The organism is Rheinheimera mesophila (assembly GCF_000986865.1).
Classification (GTDB): Bacteria; Pseudomonadota; Gammaproteobacteria; order Enterobacterales; family Alteromonadaceae; genus Pararheinheimera; species Pararheinheimera mesophila.
In genome coordinates this window covers 21,580-39,475 of record NZ_LAVS01000003.1, presented here as the reverse complement: position 1 = coordinate 39,475, position 17,896 = coordinate 21,580, and the positions used below count along the sequence as shown (strand labels likewise).

The window sequence follows — 17,896 nt, the reverse complement described above, 5'->3', positions numbered from 1 at the left end:
AAAAAATGAACTCTTATTGTTCTGTCAGGCTGACTTCCAGCGGCGGCACATCCATGCCCCGTTTCCGGTAAAACTCAGCCACAAAATCTTCCAGCTTTTGTTCAGCGATAGCCGCACGTAAGCCTTGCATCAGCTTTTGATAATGATGCAGGTTATGGATAGTATTTAACCGCGCACCTAAAATCTCATTGCATCTGTCTAAGTGATGTAGATATGACCGAGAATAATTTTTACAAGTGTAGCAATCACATTCTGGGTCTAAAGTTGAGGTATCGTCTTTGTGTTTGGCATTGCGGATCTTAATGACACCAGTGCTGACAAACAAATGACCATTGCGGGCGTTGCGGGTTGGCATCACACAATCAAACATATCTATGCCACGGCGCACGGCTTCGACTATGTCTTCCGGCTTACCGACACCCATTAAATAACGCGGTTTGTGCTGTGGCATTTGGCCTGTGGTGTGATTGAGGATGTTAATCATGTCCTCCTTTGGCTCACCGACAGATAAACCACCTATGGCATAACCGTCAAAGCCGATCTCCTCCAAGCCTTGCAACGAGACATCACGCAAATTCGGATACATACCGCCCTGAATAATACCAAACAGTGCGGCCGGATTATCACCATGCGCCTCTTTACTGCGTTTTGCCCAGCGCAGAGACATTTCCATCGACTTTTTCGCTTGCTGCTCAGTTGCAGGATAAGGCGTACATTCATCAAAAATCATCACAATGTCAGAGCCTAAATCACGCTGCACCTGCATAGAACGCTCCGGTGTTAACATGATTTTTTCGCCATTCAGTGGTGAGCGGAAGGTCACACCTTCTTCTTTGATTTTACGCAGTTCGCCCAAGCTGAACACCTGAAAACCACCGGAGTCGGTGAGGATCGGCTTGTGCCAATGCATAAAATCATGCAAATCACCGTGCTTTTTGATGATCTCTGTGCCTGGACGTAGCATTAAGTGGAAGGTGTTGCCTAAGCAGATTTGTGCACCTGTGGCTTCGAGCTCCTCCGGCGTCATGCCTTTGACTGTGCCATAGGTACCTACTGGCATAAATGCCGGAGTTTCAACAATACCGCGCTCAAATACCAGACGGCCACGACGGGCTTTACCGTCGGTTTTTAACAATTCAAATTTCACGTGCTACCTCAGTCTCTGCCAGAAAAACAGTCCGGCTTTTTCGCGCCTGATTGTAGCAGAACAAAAAGCCAAACCCCACAACTAAAGCGGGGGCTGGCTTAGCGGACAATTAGAGGATCAGCATCGCATCGCCGTAGGAATAGAAGCGATATTGTTGCGCTATTGCAGTGTGATAGGCGTGCATCACATAGTCTTTTTGACTGAAAGCACTGACCAGCATAATCAGAGTGGATTCAGGTAAATGGAAGTTGGTGACTAAGCCATCGATCACCTGGAACTGATAACCGGGGTAAATAAAAATTTTAGTATCGCCGCTGTAAGGCTGCAGTGTTTTGCCTTGTTGCAACGCAATCTGAGCGGCAGACTCCAGTGAACGCACAGAAGTTGTGCCGACGGCGACTACCCTGTTGCCACGGGCTTTACAGGCTGTAATTGCATCGACCACCGCCTGCTCCACCTCGATGTATTCGGCATGCATCTGATGATCCAGCACATTATCTACCCGCACCGGCTGAAAGGTACCAGCCCCAACATGCAAAGTGACATAAGTAAACTCTACCCCTTTGGCTTTCAGAGCCGCCAGCAATGGCTCATCAAAATGCAAGCCTGCGGTGGGCGCGGCGACAGCACCAGGTTTTTGGTTGTAGACGGTCTGATAACGCTGTTTATCCTCGTCGCTATCCGGTCTGTCTATGTAGGGAGGCAATGGCATATGGCCCAGTCTTTCCAACATCTGCAGCAAAGGCTCGTCACCCAACAGCTCCAGTTCAAATAAAGTATCGTGCCGCTGCAGCATTTTCAGCTTTGTGGTGTCATCCACTAAAATAGTAGTTTCTGGCTTTGGAGCTTTACTGGCACGGACATGGGCTAAAAAGCGCTGACTATCCAGCACCCGCTCAACCAGAATTTCAACTTTACCGCCTGATTGTTTTTGACCAAATAAACGGGCTGGGATCACCCGGGTGTTATTAAATACCAATAAATCGCCGCTGTTGAGTTGTGCCACTAAATCAGTGAATACCAAATGGGACAACTCACCGGTATGGCGCTGCATTTTCAATAAACGGCTGCTGGAACGTTCAGCCTTGGGGAACCGGGCGATCAGTTGCTCTGGCAGCTCAAAGGAAAAATCTTTTACTTGCATGTTCTCTAGTCCGCTTTACCGACAAACTTCATTTCATCGACCGCTCGTGTCGACACCACTGACGCTTTTACTGCGCGGCGGCAGTCTACAAACTAGTGTTTTTCAGCACAAGCTATTTTTCCAGCGCATCGCAGTATGCTGAATTTCAGCTAAGCTTTGGAAAAGTTCTGAAATATCACCCGACCATGCACCGTTTTTACCTGCTGTTTTGCCTGTTCGTTACAGCCCCCCTTTGGGCAGAGCACGCGACACAAAAAGTGCCGGCTCAGCTTCACATCAGTACGCCAGTGTGGCCAGGATTCACCAATGCGGATGGCTCTGGTGCTTACGCAGAGTTATTCCAATGGATTTATGCTGAGCAGCAAGTGACGCTGGTGTGGCATTTCAGTAACTTTGGTCGTGCTATTAATCTGGTGCAACAGGGCAAACATCATCTGGTTCCGGGACTTTCTGCCCACAGTTCAGCCAGTCAGCGACACGCACTGCTGCTTTCAGCTCAGCCTTTTGATTTTGATTTCATAGTGGCTATTTACAATCCGGAACATCTGGCTGCGCCTGATTTATCGACGCTGAGGCAACATAGACTGGCATGGGATCTGGCCTACGATTTACATCTGCTGCTGGGTTTACCGGAAAAGGGTTATGAGGTAGTCAGCATGCAGCAGGGGCTGGAGCTGGTCAAAAATGGCCGGGTAGATATTTATCTGGCCGAAAAAAGTGAGCTGTTGCAGTATTTACAAGGAGAAACGCCAATTAAACTGCAACCTCTGCGCTATCAGGAATTGCTGCGTGACGCCATTTATCTGGCCTTTGCAGACAATGAAGCAGGCAAAGCCTTTAAAACTATCTGGGATCAACGTTTTAGTGAATTACAAAAAACAGGTCAGTTGAAAACATTTTACCGCCGTTATCCCCAACTGACCTTACCGGCATTACCTTAACTGACTGCATCACTGCATTTTTGTTGCAGCACTTCGGTGATCAACTGCGCCATCTGACGGTAGCTGCGTAACTTACTGGAGGTTGGACGCCAGGCCACACCAATATCTCTGTACGCCTGACCAGAGCCCGGTTTCTGCGCTACTAATTCAGTGCCCCGCAGTAAACCACTGTTGATGGCCATCTGCGGCATAAAAGTGACCCCCAATTTGTTGTTTACCATCTGACTTAAGGTATGCAGACTGGTGGCAAAAAATGGATTCACTTTACGGTTATCATCCAGCTCACAGGCTTTAACGGCATGCCCTGTCATGCAGTGCTCCCGCTCCAGCAGGAAAATACTTTCATCCGGCCATTGGCTGATGTCGTGCTGAAAACCACGTTCCAGCCAGTCTTTGTGCAGCACCAATTTGAACGGGTCCTGCGCCAGCACTTCGGTGTGTAAGGTGCCGGTGTCGTAAGGCAAGGCTAACAAAACTAAATCCAATCGGCCTTCCGTTAAAGACTGCAAGGAGTTTTCCGTCGTATCTTCACGCAGTAATAACTGCAGTTCGGGAAAACGCTCGCGGGCCAGAGCCATCACTTCACTCAGTACAAAGGGGGCTATAGTTGGAATGCAACCCAAACGCAGCGGCCCCGCCATCGGCTTGCCCTGGCATTTGGCAAATTCGGTCAGCTCTTCACATTGCTCCACTATATAGCGGGCCTGACGCACCACGTCTTCCCCCAGCGGGGTAAAAATAAAGGTCTTGTGATCACGCTCCAGCAACTGCGCGTTCATAGTTTCTTCTAAGTTGGCAATAGCAGCACTTAAGGTAGACTGACCTATATAACAAGCTTCAGCAGCGCGGCCAAAATGTTGATGTTCATGCAAAGCCAACAAGTACTGCAACTGTTTGATACTAGGAACACGTTTCATCTCTTATTCCGATGATTAAACTAATTTCAAACCAATTTAATTGAATAAAAGAAAAAAGAAAAGCTCAATAACAGTTCATCTGAATAAAAAAAATCCCGGTATCAAACCGGGATTTCTTCATAAGCAACAAAAGGCATTAAGCGCCAAATATCGCCTTGATGATGTAGAAAAATACGATAGCTAAACCAGCGCCCACAGGCAAAGTGACAACCCATGACACAAAAATGTTCCGGATCACCCCCAGGTTCAGCGCTGCTATACCCCGAGCCATACCTACACCCAATACCGCACCCACCAGAGTTTGCGTGGTAGAAATAGGTAAACCTATACCTGAAGCGATCACCACTGTACTGGCTGCAGCAATTTCAGCGGCAAAACCACGACTTGGCGTCAGGTGAGTGATGTTTTCACCTATGGTGCGAATCACCCGGGCGCCTAATGTCGCCAGACCTATCACTATACCCACAGCACCTAAAGGCAGGATCCACCAGTCTAATGCCACTTTATCCAGAATTTGACCACCAGATTGGATAATACCGACCACAGCAGCTAATGGCCCAATGGCATTCGCCACGTCATTCGAGCCATGAGCAAAAGCCATACAGCAGGCAGTGAAAATCATCAGAATACCGAAGATCCGCTCTACGTTATTAAAATGCATTTCTTTGTCAGCTTCCGGATCAATCTTCAGACGGCTGATGGCAATTTTACCTATAACACCCACAACCAGTGCGATCGCGACACACAGCATAAAACCTTCATTGGGCGTCAGAGTCAGACCTACGTGTTTTAACCCTTTGCTGACGGTGACAAAAGCCATCATAAAAGCCGCAAACACCATGTAGAAAGGCACATATTTTTTAGCAGCTTCCAGCGGATTCTCAGTATCAAAGATCAGACGCTGAGCGCTCATAAAGATCAGGTAAGCCAGAATACCGGACAGCACGGGCGTCACAACCCAACTACCAACTATGCCCGTCACCTCGCCCCAGCGCACATATTCCATACCTACGCCAACCGAAGCAAAGCCGATAATAGCGCCAACGATAGAGTGCGTTGTAGACACGGGCCAACCGAAGTGAGTAGCGACTAACAACCAGGTTCCGGCTGCGAGCAAGGAGGCGATCATACCGAACACTAAAAGTTCCGGTACTGCTTTAAAAGCTTCAGCATCCACTATACCGCTGCGGATGGTCGAGGTGACTTCACCACCCGCTAACCAGGCGCCGGCTGCTTCAAAAATAGCGGCGATAATCAGTGCTTGCTTCAAAGTTAACGCTTTAGAGCCGACCGAAGTGCCCATAGCGTTGGCAACATCATTGGCACCCACGCCGTAGGCCATAATAAAGCCAAATACAGCGGCAGTAATAATCAGCAATAAGCCGTACTGAGAGAGAATTTCCATTATTGAATTACCTTAAGAATTAACGGGCTAACATGATTTCGAGTCGTGAACCTACTTTTAAGGCTGAATCGGCTAAATCACCAACCCACTCCAAAGTGCGGTACAGGAACATCACATCAACCGGATTCATTTCGGCTTCTGCTTTACGAACAAATTTGCGCAGACTGATTTGTAGTTGATCGGTGTCGTGCTCGATTTCATCGATACGTTCAACCATTTTGATCACTAAATCGACTTCGCGACCGCGGAAACCGGTTTCCAGCAGTTCATCCAATTCATTGATCGCTTCACAGGCTAATTCAACAGCGTCGATACAACGCTGTAAATAGGCTTTAAATTCCACCTGAATAGGCGCCGGAATTTCTAACTCACGGCCTAAAACACGACCTGTGATATCTTTAGCTTTGTTCGCGATTTTATCTTGTTGCGATACCAGCTCTAACAAGTCCGTTCTGTCGACAGGTAAAAACAATCCACGTGGCAAATGCACACGGATATCACGCTTTAATTTGTCAGCATCCTTTTCTAACGCTACGAGTGCTTTGCGAACTTCAGCCGCCTTCTCCCAATCTGTTAAAAACACTGCATCGAAAAACGGCAGTAATAACAGGCTGGCGTCAAACACCTTTTTAATATGTTCTTCTAAAGGCTTGATTGGTGATTTCGCAAAAACCGCCAAAAAGTGATTTGGCATAAGTGTGCCTCTTGCTGTTGAGTTAATGAAAACCGGCGCGCATTGTACTGCAATCAAAGTGTAATAAAAACTTCTTAAAAGCAGTAATGCAAAAAGCCTGATAAAACATAGGTTTTATCAGGCTTTTATGACAACTTTAACGCTGAGTTTTTTAACTGCGGGCGTCTTGCTCTAACTTTTCATCGTCCGCATGGCGCACATCTTTGCCTTTGACCAGAAACACTATGTACTCCGCCACGTTTTTACAACGATCACCGATACGTTCCATCGAGCGGGCTGACCATAACACATTCATGATCTTAGGAATAGAGCGCGGGTCTTCCATCATGTAGGTCATCAGTTGACGAGTGATGGCCTCGTATTCACGGTCCACTTTTCTGTCTTCACGGTGTACAGCTAAAGCCGCTTCCACATCCATACGGGCAAAAGCGTCTAATACGTCGTGCAGCATTTGCGCAACATGGCGGCCCATATTATCCAGATTCACCAGCAAGTCCTGCTGCGCACTATTAAAGGACTCCAACGCCACCTTCGCAATACGTTCGGCTTCATCACCAATGCGTTCTAGGTCAGAAATGGTTTTAATAATGGCCATAATCAGCCGTAAATCGCTGGCCGCTGGCTGACGTTTGGCAATAATACGGGTGCACTCGTGGTCAATTTTAATTTCCCAGTCGTTGACCTTTAAGTCATTGGCAATCACCTGACGGGCTAATTCCGCATCACTGCTGGCAATTGCATTTAATGCATCCGCCAATTGCTGTTCAATTAAGCCACCCATCGCCATCACATGATTACGAACCTGTTCAATTTCTTCATTGAACTGACTGGAAATGTGCTTCGTTAAATTCATTTTATCCATCGCGCTCTCCTCCAATACCCTTGATTCTTGCAGTTACAGCCGTGTTCACTGCTCTCTTTCGCCCCAATCACATCGTTTTCTATGCTCAGGGCCCTCACTCGTTTGTCGCCTTGCTGCAACTGCAATTACTTTGGGTATTCACTTTCATTAATTAACCAAAACGACCTGTGATGTAATCTTCAGTTTGTTGCTGCGATGGATTGGTAAACATCTTATTGGTGGCATCAAACTCAATTAAATCACCCATATACATAAAGGCAGTATAGTCGGATACCCGGGCTGCCTGCTGCATATTGTGGGTCACGATCACAATAGTGTATTTATCTTTAAGCTCATAAATCAGCTCTTCAATTTTTAGCGTGGAAATCGGATCCAAAGCCGATGCTGGTTCATCCAGCAACAACACCTCTGGTTCAATCGCGATAGCACGGGCAATCACCAGACGTTGCTGCTGACCACCAGACAAACCAAAGGCATTGTCATGCAAACGGTCTTTGACTTCATTCCATAAAGCCGCACCTTTGAGCGACGTTTCTACCACTTCATCCAGAATACGTTTGTCTTTTACACCTTGCAGGCGCAAACCGTAAGCGACGTTTTCATAAATACTTTTTGGAAACGGATTCGGCTTCTGGAACACCATACCGACCTGACGGCGCAGTTCAGCCACGTCCACTTTCGGGTCATAGATATTCTGGCTGTCCATTAAAATCTCGCCTTCAATACGACAAATATCGACTAAGTCGTTCATCCGGTTAAAACAGCGTAACAAAGTCGACTTACCGCAGCCTGAAGGACCGATAAAGGCTGTGACACGTTTCTCCGGTATTGTCATATTGATGCTTTTGAGTGCCAGTGCATCACCGTAATACAGCTTCAGATCATTGACCTGCAGCTTGATTTTTTCATCCGATAATTTTAATTCGGTCTCTACCGGTGGAGCTGTTAATTTATCTTGATTCATCTTCGTTACCATTCTGTGAAATTCTGTTATCAACTACCTGCATATCAGGCGAGGTCTAGTCAGCATCGCTGCGGTATTTTTCACGTAATCTGTTACGCATATAAATTGCTGCCATATTCAGCACCACAATCAATAACACCAGCACCAGCGCCGTGGCGTAGAGCAAAGGACGCGAGGCTTCGACATTTGGACTCTGGAAACCCACATCGAACACATGGAAACCTAAGTGCATGATCTTCTGATCTAAGTGAATAAAGGGGAAGTTGCCATCTATAGGTAAAGTCGGAGCTAATTTCACGACCCCTACCAGCATCAAAGGTGCGACTTCACCGGCAGCACGGGCCACAGCTAAAATTAAGCCCGTCATCATAGCCGGAGTTGCCAGTGGCACAACCACTTTCCATAAGGTCTCAGATTTAGTCGCGCCCAGCGCCAGACTGCCCATCCGGATGGTACTAGGAATACGGGATAAGCCTTCTTCGGTCGAGACAATCACTACAGGCAGGGTTAACAAGGCCAGGGTTAATGAAGCCCAGAATAAACCCGGAGTACCAAAAGTCGGACTCGGCAGGGCTTCAGGATAAAATAGCTGGTCTATACTGCCGCCCATAATGTAGACAAAAAATCCTAAACCAAACACACCGTAGACAATGGAAGGTACACCAGCCAGGTTGTAGACCGAAATCCGGATAATCTTTAGCAAAGGTCCCTGTTTAGCATATTCACGCAGGTAAATAGCCGCCAGCACGCCAAAAGGGGTAACGATGATGGCCATCAGGATCACCATGGTGACAGTACCAAAAATAGCCGGGAAAATACCGCCTTCGGTATTGGCTTCACGCGGTTCCTCGCTCAGGAAACCTGCTATGCCACTGAAATAGTGGCGGGTCTTTTGCCAGACTGACATGTCGTTTGGCGCATAAGCGTTGACTATATTGGCCAGCGAAATACTGACTTCACGTCCCTCAGCCGTGCGGGCAATCAGGGTATCGCGGTTGGACTCTGCACGCAGTTGATCCAGTTTTTGCTGGATCACTTCGTACTCATCGCTCAATACTTTGTTTTCTGCCGCAGCCTGAGCTTTAAACTCAGCCAGTTCGGCTTCTGACACTTGCTCCAGCACCAAACGACGTTCAGTTAAACGCAACTTTTCAATCTGATTGTTGATGCGACTGATGTCATTTTTTTCAATATCTTTCATTTGCTGGAAGATAGTATTGGCGCGCTCCACCCGTTGCAGCAGCTCTGGCCACATGGCCACACCTTCTGCAACCAGCTTATCGCCTTCGGTCAGCTTTAATGGAAACCCATAAAAGTTACCCCGCTCGCGGCGCTCCAAAGCAATGGCGCCTTCAGGCACAACCCAGCCAGTGATCTCATAATCCATATACCAGGAGAAGTCGCGACCATACACATCACGGTTACCTACTTTCACCAGATAACGGGTGACAGACTCGAGCTCGGCCGGCACAGTAGCTCCGGATTCACGCAACATCACAGCAGAGACAGTTTCTGAGCGCACCAACTCGCCCATAATGGTTTTTTTCTGACCCGATTCAGGTGACCACTCGGTCTGCTGCAAATCTGCTGGCCAGAAGTGACTGCCGCCGCGTACCACTATTAATCCTAATACACCGACCACCATCACCAGACAAAGTGCGATAGCGCCGGCGTTTAACCAAATCCAGGGAGTCCCTGATCTGAACCAGGCTCTTACGCCAAATAAAGATTTCATCAAAGTGCCCCTTAATTACAGATTGCTGAAGCGTTGACGTAAACGCTGCCGTATCACTTCGGCTAAGGTATTAAACACAAAGGTAAAGACGAAGAGCACCAGCGCGGCCAGGAACAAGACCCTAAAGTGCGTGCTGCCGACTGCAGTTTCAGGCAGTTCAACCGCTATATTGGCGGATAAAGTCCGCATACCTTCGAAGATATTAAAGTTCACCACAGGGCTGTTACCTGTGGCCATCAGCACAATCATGGTTTCACCCACAGCACGGCCAAAACCCACCATCACTGCGGCGAATACACCAGGACTTGCCGTTGGCAGAACCACACCGACCATGGTTTGCCACGGTGTGGCACCCAAAGCCAATGAGCCCTGAGTTAAATGACGGGGCACGTTAAAAATCGCATCTTCGGCAATAGAGAAGATATTTGGAATCACAGCAAAGCCCATAGCGATACCGACAATCAGCGCATTCCGCTGGTCGTAGTTAATACCATTGTCGGTAAACCACTGACGTAAGCTACCATCAAAAAAGGTGTTGTCGATCATCGGGCTGGCGCTGACTGCCAAATAACCAAACAGAATAATCACCGGCACTAAAAACGCCGCTTCCCAGCCTAAACCAAAGCGGTTACGAATGGATTCCGGCATATAACGCCACAAATAAGCGGCCGCCAGCATCATAAATGGCATCAGTAGCAAAATGGCAAACACTGCACTTAAGTACTCTTCGACAAAAGGGGCCAACCACAAGCCCGCGAGGAAACCTAAGATAACCGTAGGTAAAGCGGCCATGATTTCAATGGTCGGTTTCACCTTGCCGCGCAGCACTGGAGTCATAAAGTAGGCGACATAAATCGCACTCATAATGGCCAAAGGAGTGGCGAACAGCATGGCAAAAAAGGCAGCTTTTAGAGTACCAATCGCCAGCGGCACCATACTCATTTTGGCTTCAAACTCATCAGAACCCGCCGAGGCCTGCCAAATGTATTTGCCTTCGTCACGGCCTTCGTACCAGACTTCATTCCAAAGTGCAGTGTAGGACACATCGGGATGCGCATTTTCCAGCTCAAACTTATGCATCTGGCCTTGATCGTCCAGCATCAGGAAATTAGTGTTGATAGGAGAAATGGCAATTTGTCTGGCTGTCAGCCCATGATCAAAAGCTTCCAGAAACAAAGTACGGGCAGAGGTTCCGTAATGAATGCCTAAATGACCTTTGTCATCTATCGCCATAAAACCTTTGCGTGAGTACTCCGCATCAATCTGAGTGATGGCACCCGGGTGCTGCTCAAAATCACGGATTTGTTTTAAGTCGAAGTTATTGTGCTGATCACGCACTAAAAACCATTGGCTTAATTCACCTGTAGATGAACCCACAACCAAAGACACAGTACCCACCAGAAACTCCATGGCGGTGATCTGAGCACCAGAAGAAACCGCATTCACGCTTTGGACTAAACGCGCTTCTTGTGGGTTATTAATAGCGTAATAATGAATATGACCAGCCTTGTCTGCGACAAACAAGTTCTGGAAGGTGTTATCAATCAGAATTTTGCTGGCAGACTTTGGCGCATCAGGCAAAGTGTAATCAGTGCGGACTACTGTAGTTTCACCAGTCAGGAAGGCCGTTTCTGCCACCATATTGGATAAAACTAAACGACCATCGGCCGTGTATGCACTGAGCATACGGTTTTCGTCTTTTTCCTGAATGGCAATAGCCACCAGCGCCTGACCTTGCGCATCCACCTGCAGCGGCGCTTCACCGAGCGGATAACTGACCTTTGGATTGACCTGGCGTTTGTCATTCGGGTAACTCAGCAGGTACTCGTGCTTCGCAATTAACGCCTGACCGTTCGATAACCCCAGAATCAAGGTGCCGGTACGGGGATCGGCTTTAGCAAACGAGGTGACGCTAGCCCCTGCTGGTAAAGCCAGTTGCACCTGCTGCTTCAGTTCACCCGTTTCGGCATTAAAAAACTGCAGCTTCGCATCAGAGCTCACCGTTAACCCCACCTCGCCATAGCGTTCAATACTGCTGTGCAGCGGCTGAGCGACAGGACTTTGGTAGCTGGTTTTCTGTTCCACTGAAGCGGAAGAAAACAAAGGCCCGACTTCAGAAAACAGATAAACAAATATAGTGGCAAAAGCCAGCACCACACTAATGCCGGCAAAGCTGATGCCATATTTGGAGATTTTATCTTTAACAGCCCGCCAGCGCCGTAAACGGGCCCGACGTTCACCAGTTGGCAGCAAAGAACGCGGAGAATCACCGACAGACTGCTGACTTGGATGGGTTGAATGCATAGTTGCGATACCACCAGTTACTTTTAGATGCTGGCAACTATAGTAGAGTTTTATGACGAAAATATTACAGAGTGGTTTTTTGTCATATTAATGACACATTTCAAATAAAAATCACTGACCAAAACAAATGCTTCATGTCAGAAAACAAACAAGGCACCCTGAAGGTGCCTTGTGTTGATCAGACCGGGTTACTTGATACCTAAGTCTGCCAGTGCTTTGGCTGCGACTGAGGCAGGTACTGGCACATAACCGTCATGAGCAACCACGTCCTGACCATTTTTGGACAACACGAAGCGAACAAATTCACGCTCTAACGGCAGCATATCTTTGTTCGGGTGTTTGTTCACATACACGTACAGGAAACGTGATAACGGGTACTTGCCATCTAACGCGTGATCCGCATTTGGCGCATAAAATGGCTCGCCTTCTTTTTTCGCTAAAGGTAAGGCTTTGACGCTTGACGTGATATAACCAATGCCTGAGTAGCCGATGCCGTTAATAGACTCACTGATCCCCTGCACTACAGACGCAGAGCCAGGTTGTTCGTTGATACTGGATTTAAAGTCACCGCCACACAGCGCCACATCTTTGAAGTAACCGTAAGTACCGGATACTGCATTACGGCTATACATAGTGAAATCGCGGTTTGCCCAGGCACCTTCCATACCCAACTGGCCCCAGCGGGTCACGTCTTCTTTGTAACCACATTTACGGGTCGCAGAAAAAATCGCATCGACCTGAGCAATAGTTAACCCCTGTAATGGGTTGTCTTTGTTAACATAGACAGCCAATAAATCGATAGCCACAGGAATAGCCATTGGTTTGTAGCCGTATTTAGCTTCAAAATCCTGTACTTCGGATGGCTTCATCGCACGGCTCATAGGACCGAAGTTTGATGTGCCTTCCGTCAACGCTGTAGGCGCTGTGGAAGAACCTGCACCCTGAATTTGGATATTGACGTTCGGGTATTGCTTACGGAACTCTTCAGCCCATTTGGTCATCAGGTTGTTTAAGGTATCAGAACCTATACTGGAAATATTGCCTGAAACACCGGTGGCTTTTACATAAGCTGGTAATTTAGGGTCGGCTTCGATAATGGCCGCCTGAGCTGTCAGACCTAAAGTGGCTGCAATCAGACTTAATGAAGTTAATAACTTTGCTACTTTCACGTTGCTCTCCTCACAACAGACGACATGTCTGTTCGTGGTTCAGGTTGTTTTCTACGACTCATCATAAGAAAGAAATATGACACTAATATGACGAAATAAAACAACATCAGGATTTGAACTGCGACAATTTTTTAAAATTGTCCGGAGAATTGCGACGACTTGACTGTCAAAAACCGGCCAGCGGTCTACAATGGGGTAAGCCAAATCTGGCTAACTCACTGTTTTTTCATAAATGTTTTGCATTTTTATCAGTTTTCCGCCGTTTCCGGGAGTAAGGTTGTATGAAGCAGTTAATTTTAACCGTTATAGGTCAAGATAAAGCAGGTTTAGTAGAACAGCTCGCCACAGTGATCTCCAGCCATCAGGGCAACTGGATGGCCAGTAATTTAAGTCATTTGGGTGGATACTTCGCGGGTATATTGCAACTGGAAGTCCCTGAAGAGCATCTGTTTGCCTTAACCACTGAGCTGGAGCGTATGTCTGATCTGGATATCAAAATTCAGCAAGGCCTGGATTCACAAATGCATCCGGATAAACAACTGCAATTTGTGATTACGGGCAATGACAGGCCAGGCATAGTGCGCGAGTTATCCAGCGTGATCAAACATAAAGGCGCCAATATCACCCATTTTGAAAGCTCCAAACAAAGCGCACCGAACTGGGGTGTCCCGTTATTTCACGCCATAGCGACAGTCGAACTACCTGCCGGGCTGAATAAAGACGAAGTCGTCAAAGCACTGGAAGCGATAGCCTCTGACGTCGTGGTGGATGTTGAACATTAAAACAGCATTGACAATCAAATAGTGATGCAAATGAAGGATCAAGCCCTTGATCCTTTCATCAGTCTGTCATAAAACTGCCATAGAGTAGCTCCACTTGCCGATCTGGAGCGCGTTATGGTCATTACAGAGCTAATACATACTGTGAGCGATACGAATTATTTTCCCCGTGAATTGAGCTGGCTGTCCTTTAATGGCCGTGTGCTGCAGGAAGCAGCGGACGAACGTAATCCGCTCATTGAACGTTTACGTTTTTTAGGTATTTACTCCAACAACATGGATGAGTTTTTCCGGGTCAGGGTAGCGGATGTCAAACGCCGGATCCTGCTGAAAAAATATCATGCCGATGAGCAGGAAGATGCGGAGCAATTACTGCACGATATTCAGCATATAGTGCTGAAGCTCGGGGATCGTTTTAACAAAATTTATGACGACTTACAGCAGGAACTGCGCAAACATAACATTGAGCTGATTGATAATTTTAAGCTGACCGATGCTCAGGCACAGTGGGTCAGAAGTTTCTATCGCAGCGAAATACAGCGGCATTTATCGCCTATTATTCTATCTGCGGAAGAGGTCAAACTCGCCAAGCATTTAGAAGATAACGCAACCTATCTGATGGTTGAGATGACGGGTGCCAACAAAGCCGAATACGCCATAGTGCAGGTCCCTACCGATGCGATGTCACGTTTTGTGGAGCTACCGCTGCATTTAAACAAAAGTAAAAAGAAAGGCCGCTACCGTCGGCAAATCATTTTGCTCGACGACATCATAGTGCACTGCTTAAAAGATTTATTTAATGGCTTTTTTGACTTCTGTGAAATTCAGGCATTCTCCCTGAAACTGACCCGTGACGCCGAATACAATATCAGTGACACCCTGGATCAGTCGTTGATCGATAAGATGTCCAAAGGCATTAAACAACGCTTAAAGTCTGAGCCTGTGCGTATGGTGTATGACAGCCATATGCCAGAGCATATGCTGAAAATGTTGAAAAAGCTGCTCGGCTACAGCTCTTACGATTCGTTAATTCCGGGCGGTAAATACCGCAACTTCAAAGACTTTATCGGTTTCCCGAACATCGGGCATCCCTCTTTGGAGTTTCCGCCTATGCCGGTGTTAAAAAGCCCGGAATTTGAGCGCCATACCACCAGCTTTGAAGCGATCCGTACTTCAGATATTTTGTTGTACTACCCGTATCACAGCTTCAGTTATTTCACCGAATGGGTGCGTCAAGCCTCGTTTGACCCCAAAGTTACCAGCATTAAAATGACCATGTACCGGGTGGCGAAAAACTCCCGGGTGATCCACTCTTTGCTCGACGCAGTGCGTAACGGCAAACAAGTGACAGTAGTGGTGGAGCTGAAAGCCCGTTTTGATGAAGAAAATAATATCAACTGGGCACGGCGTATGACCGAGGCCGGTATTGAAGTGATCTTTGGTCTGCAGACCTTAAAAATTCACTCCAAGCTGTGTTTAATCACCCGGCAGGAAAAAGGCAAAATTCAAAAGTTTGCTCATATCGGCACAGGTAACTTTAACGAGAAAACCGCCCGTGTATACACAGATATGAGCTTGTTCACCTGCCACAGTGAAATTTGTGATGAAGTGGATCAGGTATTTGAGTTTATTCAATACAGCTACAAACCCTTCCAGTTTAATCATTTAATTGTGTCTCCAACCTGGAGCCGGCCTAAGCTGAGCGCTTTGATTGAACGGGAAACCCGTTTTGCTACTTCAGGCCGTAAAGCGGAGATCATCCTGAAAGTGAATAACCTGGTCGACAATCAAATCATCGATTTATTGTACAAGGCCAGTATGGCCGGGGTGAAAATCCGCATTATGGTACGCGGCATGTGTTCACTTATTCCGGGCGTTAAAGGCTTGAGCGATAACATTCATGTCACCAGCGTGCTGGACCGATTCCTTGAACACGCCCGGGTGTATGTTTTTAACAATGGTGGCGAAACGGATTTGTATATCTCGTCGGCCGACTGGATGACCCGCAACCTGGATCAGCGGGTCGAAGTAGGCGTGCCTATTTATGATGCAGCGATCAAACAGCAAATTCTGACGACTCTGGATATTCAGTGGCATGACAACGTCAAGGCGCGGATTATTGATAAAGATCAAAGCAACCACTATGTAAAAAGAGGCAATAAGCGTAGCATTCGCTCCCAACAGGAAATCTACGATTATTTTGCTGTGTTACAGCAATCCACTCAGGCCGGATCATGACCCACTGGACCAGCGCAGATGCGACCACAGAAGCCCGCAATGCCAGCTACATGGCGGCTGTTGACTTAGGTTCCAATAGCTTTCATATGGTGATAGCGCGGGTTGTTGACGGTGCTTTACAACTGTTACACCGTGAAAAACAAAAGGTGCAACTGGCCGAAGGTCTGACAGAAGATTTGCTGCTCAGCGAAGAGGCTATGCTGCGTGGTCTGGCTGTGTTAGCTCAATTTGCCGATACCTTAAAACCTGTGCCAACTCAATCAGTGCGGGTTATTGCCACCTATACCTTAAGACGCGCCAAAAACAGTGCGATGTTTTTACGTCGGGCTCAGGCGGTATTCCCCTACCCGATTGAAGTCATTTCAGGCCAGGAAGAAGCCCGGTTTATTTATCAGGGCGTGGCGCATTTTGAGCATTATCAGGGTCGGCGACTGGTGATGGATATAGGCGGCGGCAGCACGGAGTTTGCGATAGGTGAGGGCTTCCAGCCATTGAAGCTGGCTAGCCGCAATATGGGCTGCGTCAGCTATGCCAAACTGCACTTCCCAAATGGCCGGATCAGCACAAAGAGGTTTGAACGGGCTATTTTACAGGCGGAGCAGGAACTGGAGCCTATAGTCTCGGCCTACCGTGAAACCGGCTGGCAACAGGCGGTGGGTACTTCAGGCACCATCAAAACCATCCGCGATATTATTGTCGGTTTAGGCTGGCATCCGGTGTGTATTGAACTGGAGCATCTGCTGCAATTAAAACAGCTTTTGATCGCACAGGAAAACAGCCTGCAACTGGATTTACCCGGTTTAGCAGATGATCGTAAGCTACTGATTTGTTCAGGTTTAGCTATTCTGATCGCCGCCTTTACTATGCTTGGCATCACACAAATGTATTATGTCGATGCCGCTTTGCGTGAGGGGGTGCTGTATGAAATGAGCGACCGTTTGCATCATCATGATATTCGCGAGCATACCATTGAGAGTCTGATCAAAAGATACAGCATAGACATAGCTCAGGCCAACAGAGTGCGCCGTACCGCGCTGGAGTTGTTCGCTCAGTTGCGCGGCAGTTGGGACTTAACCGATGAAATGGCCGATTTGTTAAGCTGGGCCGCCACTGTGTATGAAATTGGCCTGCATATCAATTCCTCCAGTGTGCAGCGGCATTCGTCTTATATATTAAAAAATGCCAATTTGCCCGGCTTTAACCAGGAACAGCAGCAACTGATCGCTACCCTGGTGCGGTCCCACCGCCGTAAAATCAAAACTGAAGACCTGTCGCAGTTTTATCTGTACAGTGCCAGCACAGTCGTCTCCTTACTGGTGCTACTGCGTCTGGCCGTATTACTGAATCAAAAGCGTCGTGACGATTTTTTACCTGAACTCAAAGCGCAGGGCCAGAATCAACAATTGAGCCTGCACTTGCCAAAAGTCTGGCTGGAGCAACAGCCGTTATTAGTCGCTGATCTCCAGCAGGAGCAATTGCATCTGAAAAAGATTGCCTTTGTGCTCGACTGCCCCTATTTAGTAGAGTGCAGTCTGCAAAGTCCGGGGTTCGACCCCGCCAGCGCAGAAGACGACTAGCCGTAAAATGCCATCACAGG

14 protein-coding genes are annotated in these 17,896 nt (G+C 47.6%); 4 read left to right on the top strand and 10 right to left on the bottom strand.

The features are described 5' to 3' along the window. Positions 1-13 precede the first annotated feature (13 nt). The gene (gene tgt, locus SD53_RS02190; protein WP_046518589.1) at positions 14-1,147 is read right to left on the bottom strand and encodes a tRNA guanosine(34) transglycosylase Tgt; all 1,134 of its coding nucleotides are present in this window, start codon (positions 1,145-1,147) and stop codon (positions 14-16) included. A gap of 109 nt (positions 1,148-1,256) precedes the next feature. After that, on the bottom strand, positions 1,257-2,291 hold the full coding sequence (gene queA / locus SD53_RS02185) for a tRNA preQ1(34) S-adenosylmethionine ribosyltransferase-isomerase QueA (protein WP_046518588.1): 1,035 nt from the start codon (positions 2,289-2,291) through the stop codon (positions 1,257-1,259). Between the two features lie 185 nt (positions 2,292-2,476). Here queA and SD53_RS02180 point away from each other — a divergent pair, with 185 nt between their 5' ends. Continuing rightward, positions 2,477-3,232: a substrate-binding periplasmic protein gene (locus SD53_RS02180; RefSeq protein ID WP_046518587.1), complete on the top strand. Its 756-nt coding sequence runs from the start codon at positions 2,477-2,479 to the stop codon at positions 3,230-3,232. On the opposite strand, the gene SD53_RS02175 is transcribed toward SD53_RS02180, so the two are convergent. The 8 genes from SD53_RS02175 to SD53_RS02140 form a co-directional block, all read right to left on the bottom strand. Next, positions 3,229-4,149, bottom strand: coding sequence for a hydrogen peroxide-inducible genes activator (locus SD53_RS02175; RefSeq protein WP_046518586.1), 921 nt, complete (start codon positions 4,147-4,149; stop codon positions 3,229-3,231). The genes SD53_RS02180 and SD53_RS02175 overlap by 4 nt on opposite strands. Positions 4,150-4,285: 136 nt before the next feature. Continuing rightward, a complete protein-coding gene (locus SD53_RS02170; protein WP_046518585.1) occupies positions 4,286-5,554 on the bottom strand; it encodes an inorganic phosphate transporter in 1,269 nt (422 codons plus the stop codon). Between the two features lie 19 nt (positions 5,555-5,573). After that, complete coding sequence (locus SD53_RS02165; RefSeq protein WP_046518584.1) at positions 5,574-6,248, bottom strand: TIGR00153 family protein; 675 nt, start codon at positions 6,246-6,248, stop codon at positions 5,574-5,576. A gap of 151 nt (positions 6,249-6,399) precedes the next feature. Next, positions 6,400-7,110 carry a phosphate signaling complex protein PhoU gene (gene phoU, locus SD53_RS02160; protein WP_046518583.1) on the bottom strand — a complete coding sequence of 237 codons (711 nt, stop codon included), beginning with the start codon at positions 7,108-7,110 and terminating at the stop codon, positions 6,400-6,402. 151 nt (positions 7,111-7,261) lie between these two features. Beyond that, complete coding sequence (gene pstB, locus SD53_RS02155) at positions 7,262-8,074, bottom strand: phosphate ABC transporter ATP-binding protein PstB (protein WP_206539884.1); 813 nt, start codon at positions 8,072-8,074, stop codon at positions 7,262-7,264. Positions 8,075-8,129: 55 nt separating this feature from the next. Next, positions 8,130-9,809, bottom strand: a complete 1,680-nt coding sequence (gene pstA, locus SD53_RS02150; protein ID WP_046518581.1) for a phosphate ABC transporter permease PstA — start codon at positions 9,807-9,809, stop codon at positions 8,130-8,132. A gap of 15 nt (positions 9,810-9,824) precedes the next feature. Then, positions 9,825-12,113 carry an ABC transporter permease subunit gene (locus SD53_RS02145; protein ID WP_241481739.1) on the bottom strand — a complete coding sequence of 763 codons (2,289 nt, stop codon included), beginning with the start codon at positions 12,111-12,113 and terminating at the stop codon, positions 9,825-9,827. 188 nt (positions 12,114-12,301) lie between these two features. Further along, the gene (locus SD53_RS02140; RefSeq protein ID WP_046518580.1) at positions 12,302-13,282 is read right to left on the bottom strand and encodes a PstS family phosphate ABC transporter substrate-binding protein; all 981 of its coding nucleotides are present in this window, start codon (positions 13,280-13,282) and stop codon (positions 12,302-12,304) included. 281 nt (positions 13,283-13,563) lie between these two features. Between SD53_RS02140 and SD53_RS02135 the strand changes: the two genes are divergently transcribed. The 3 genes from SD53_RS02135 to SD53_RS02125 all read left to right on the top strand — a co-directional run bounded on the left by SD53_RS02135 (position 13,564) and on the right by SD53_RS02125 (position 17,876). Then, complete coding sequence (locus tag SD53_RS02135) at positions 13,564-14,064, top strand: glycine cleavage system transcriptional repressor (protein WP_046518579.1); 501 nt, start codon at positions 13,564-13,566, stop codon at positions 14,062-14,064. 114 nt (positions 14,065-14,178) lie between these two features. Next, entirely contained in the window at positions 14,179-16,299 is a 2,121-nt protein-coding gene (ppk1, locus tag SD53_RS02130; RefSeq protein WP_046518578.1) for a polyphosphate kinase 1, read from the top strand. After that, entirely contained in the window at positions 16,296-17,876 is a 1,581-nt protein-coding gene (locus SD53_RS02125) for a Ppx/GppA phosphatase family protein (protein WP_046518577.1), read from the top strand. The genes ppk1 and SD53_RS02125 overlap by 4 nt, the downstream gene beginning before the upstream one ends. The last annotated feature ends 20 nt before the right edge of the window (positions 17,877-17,896 follow it).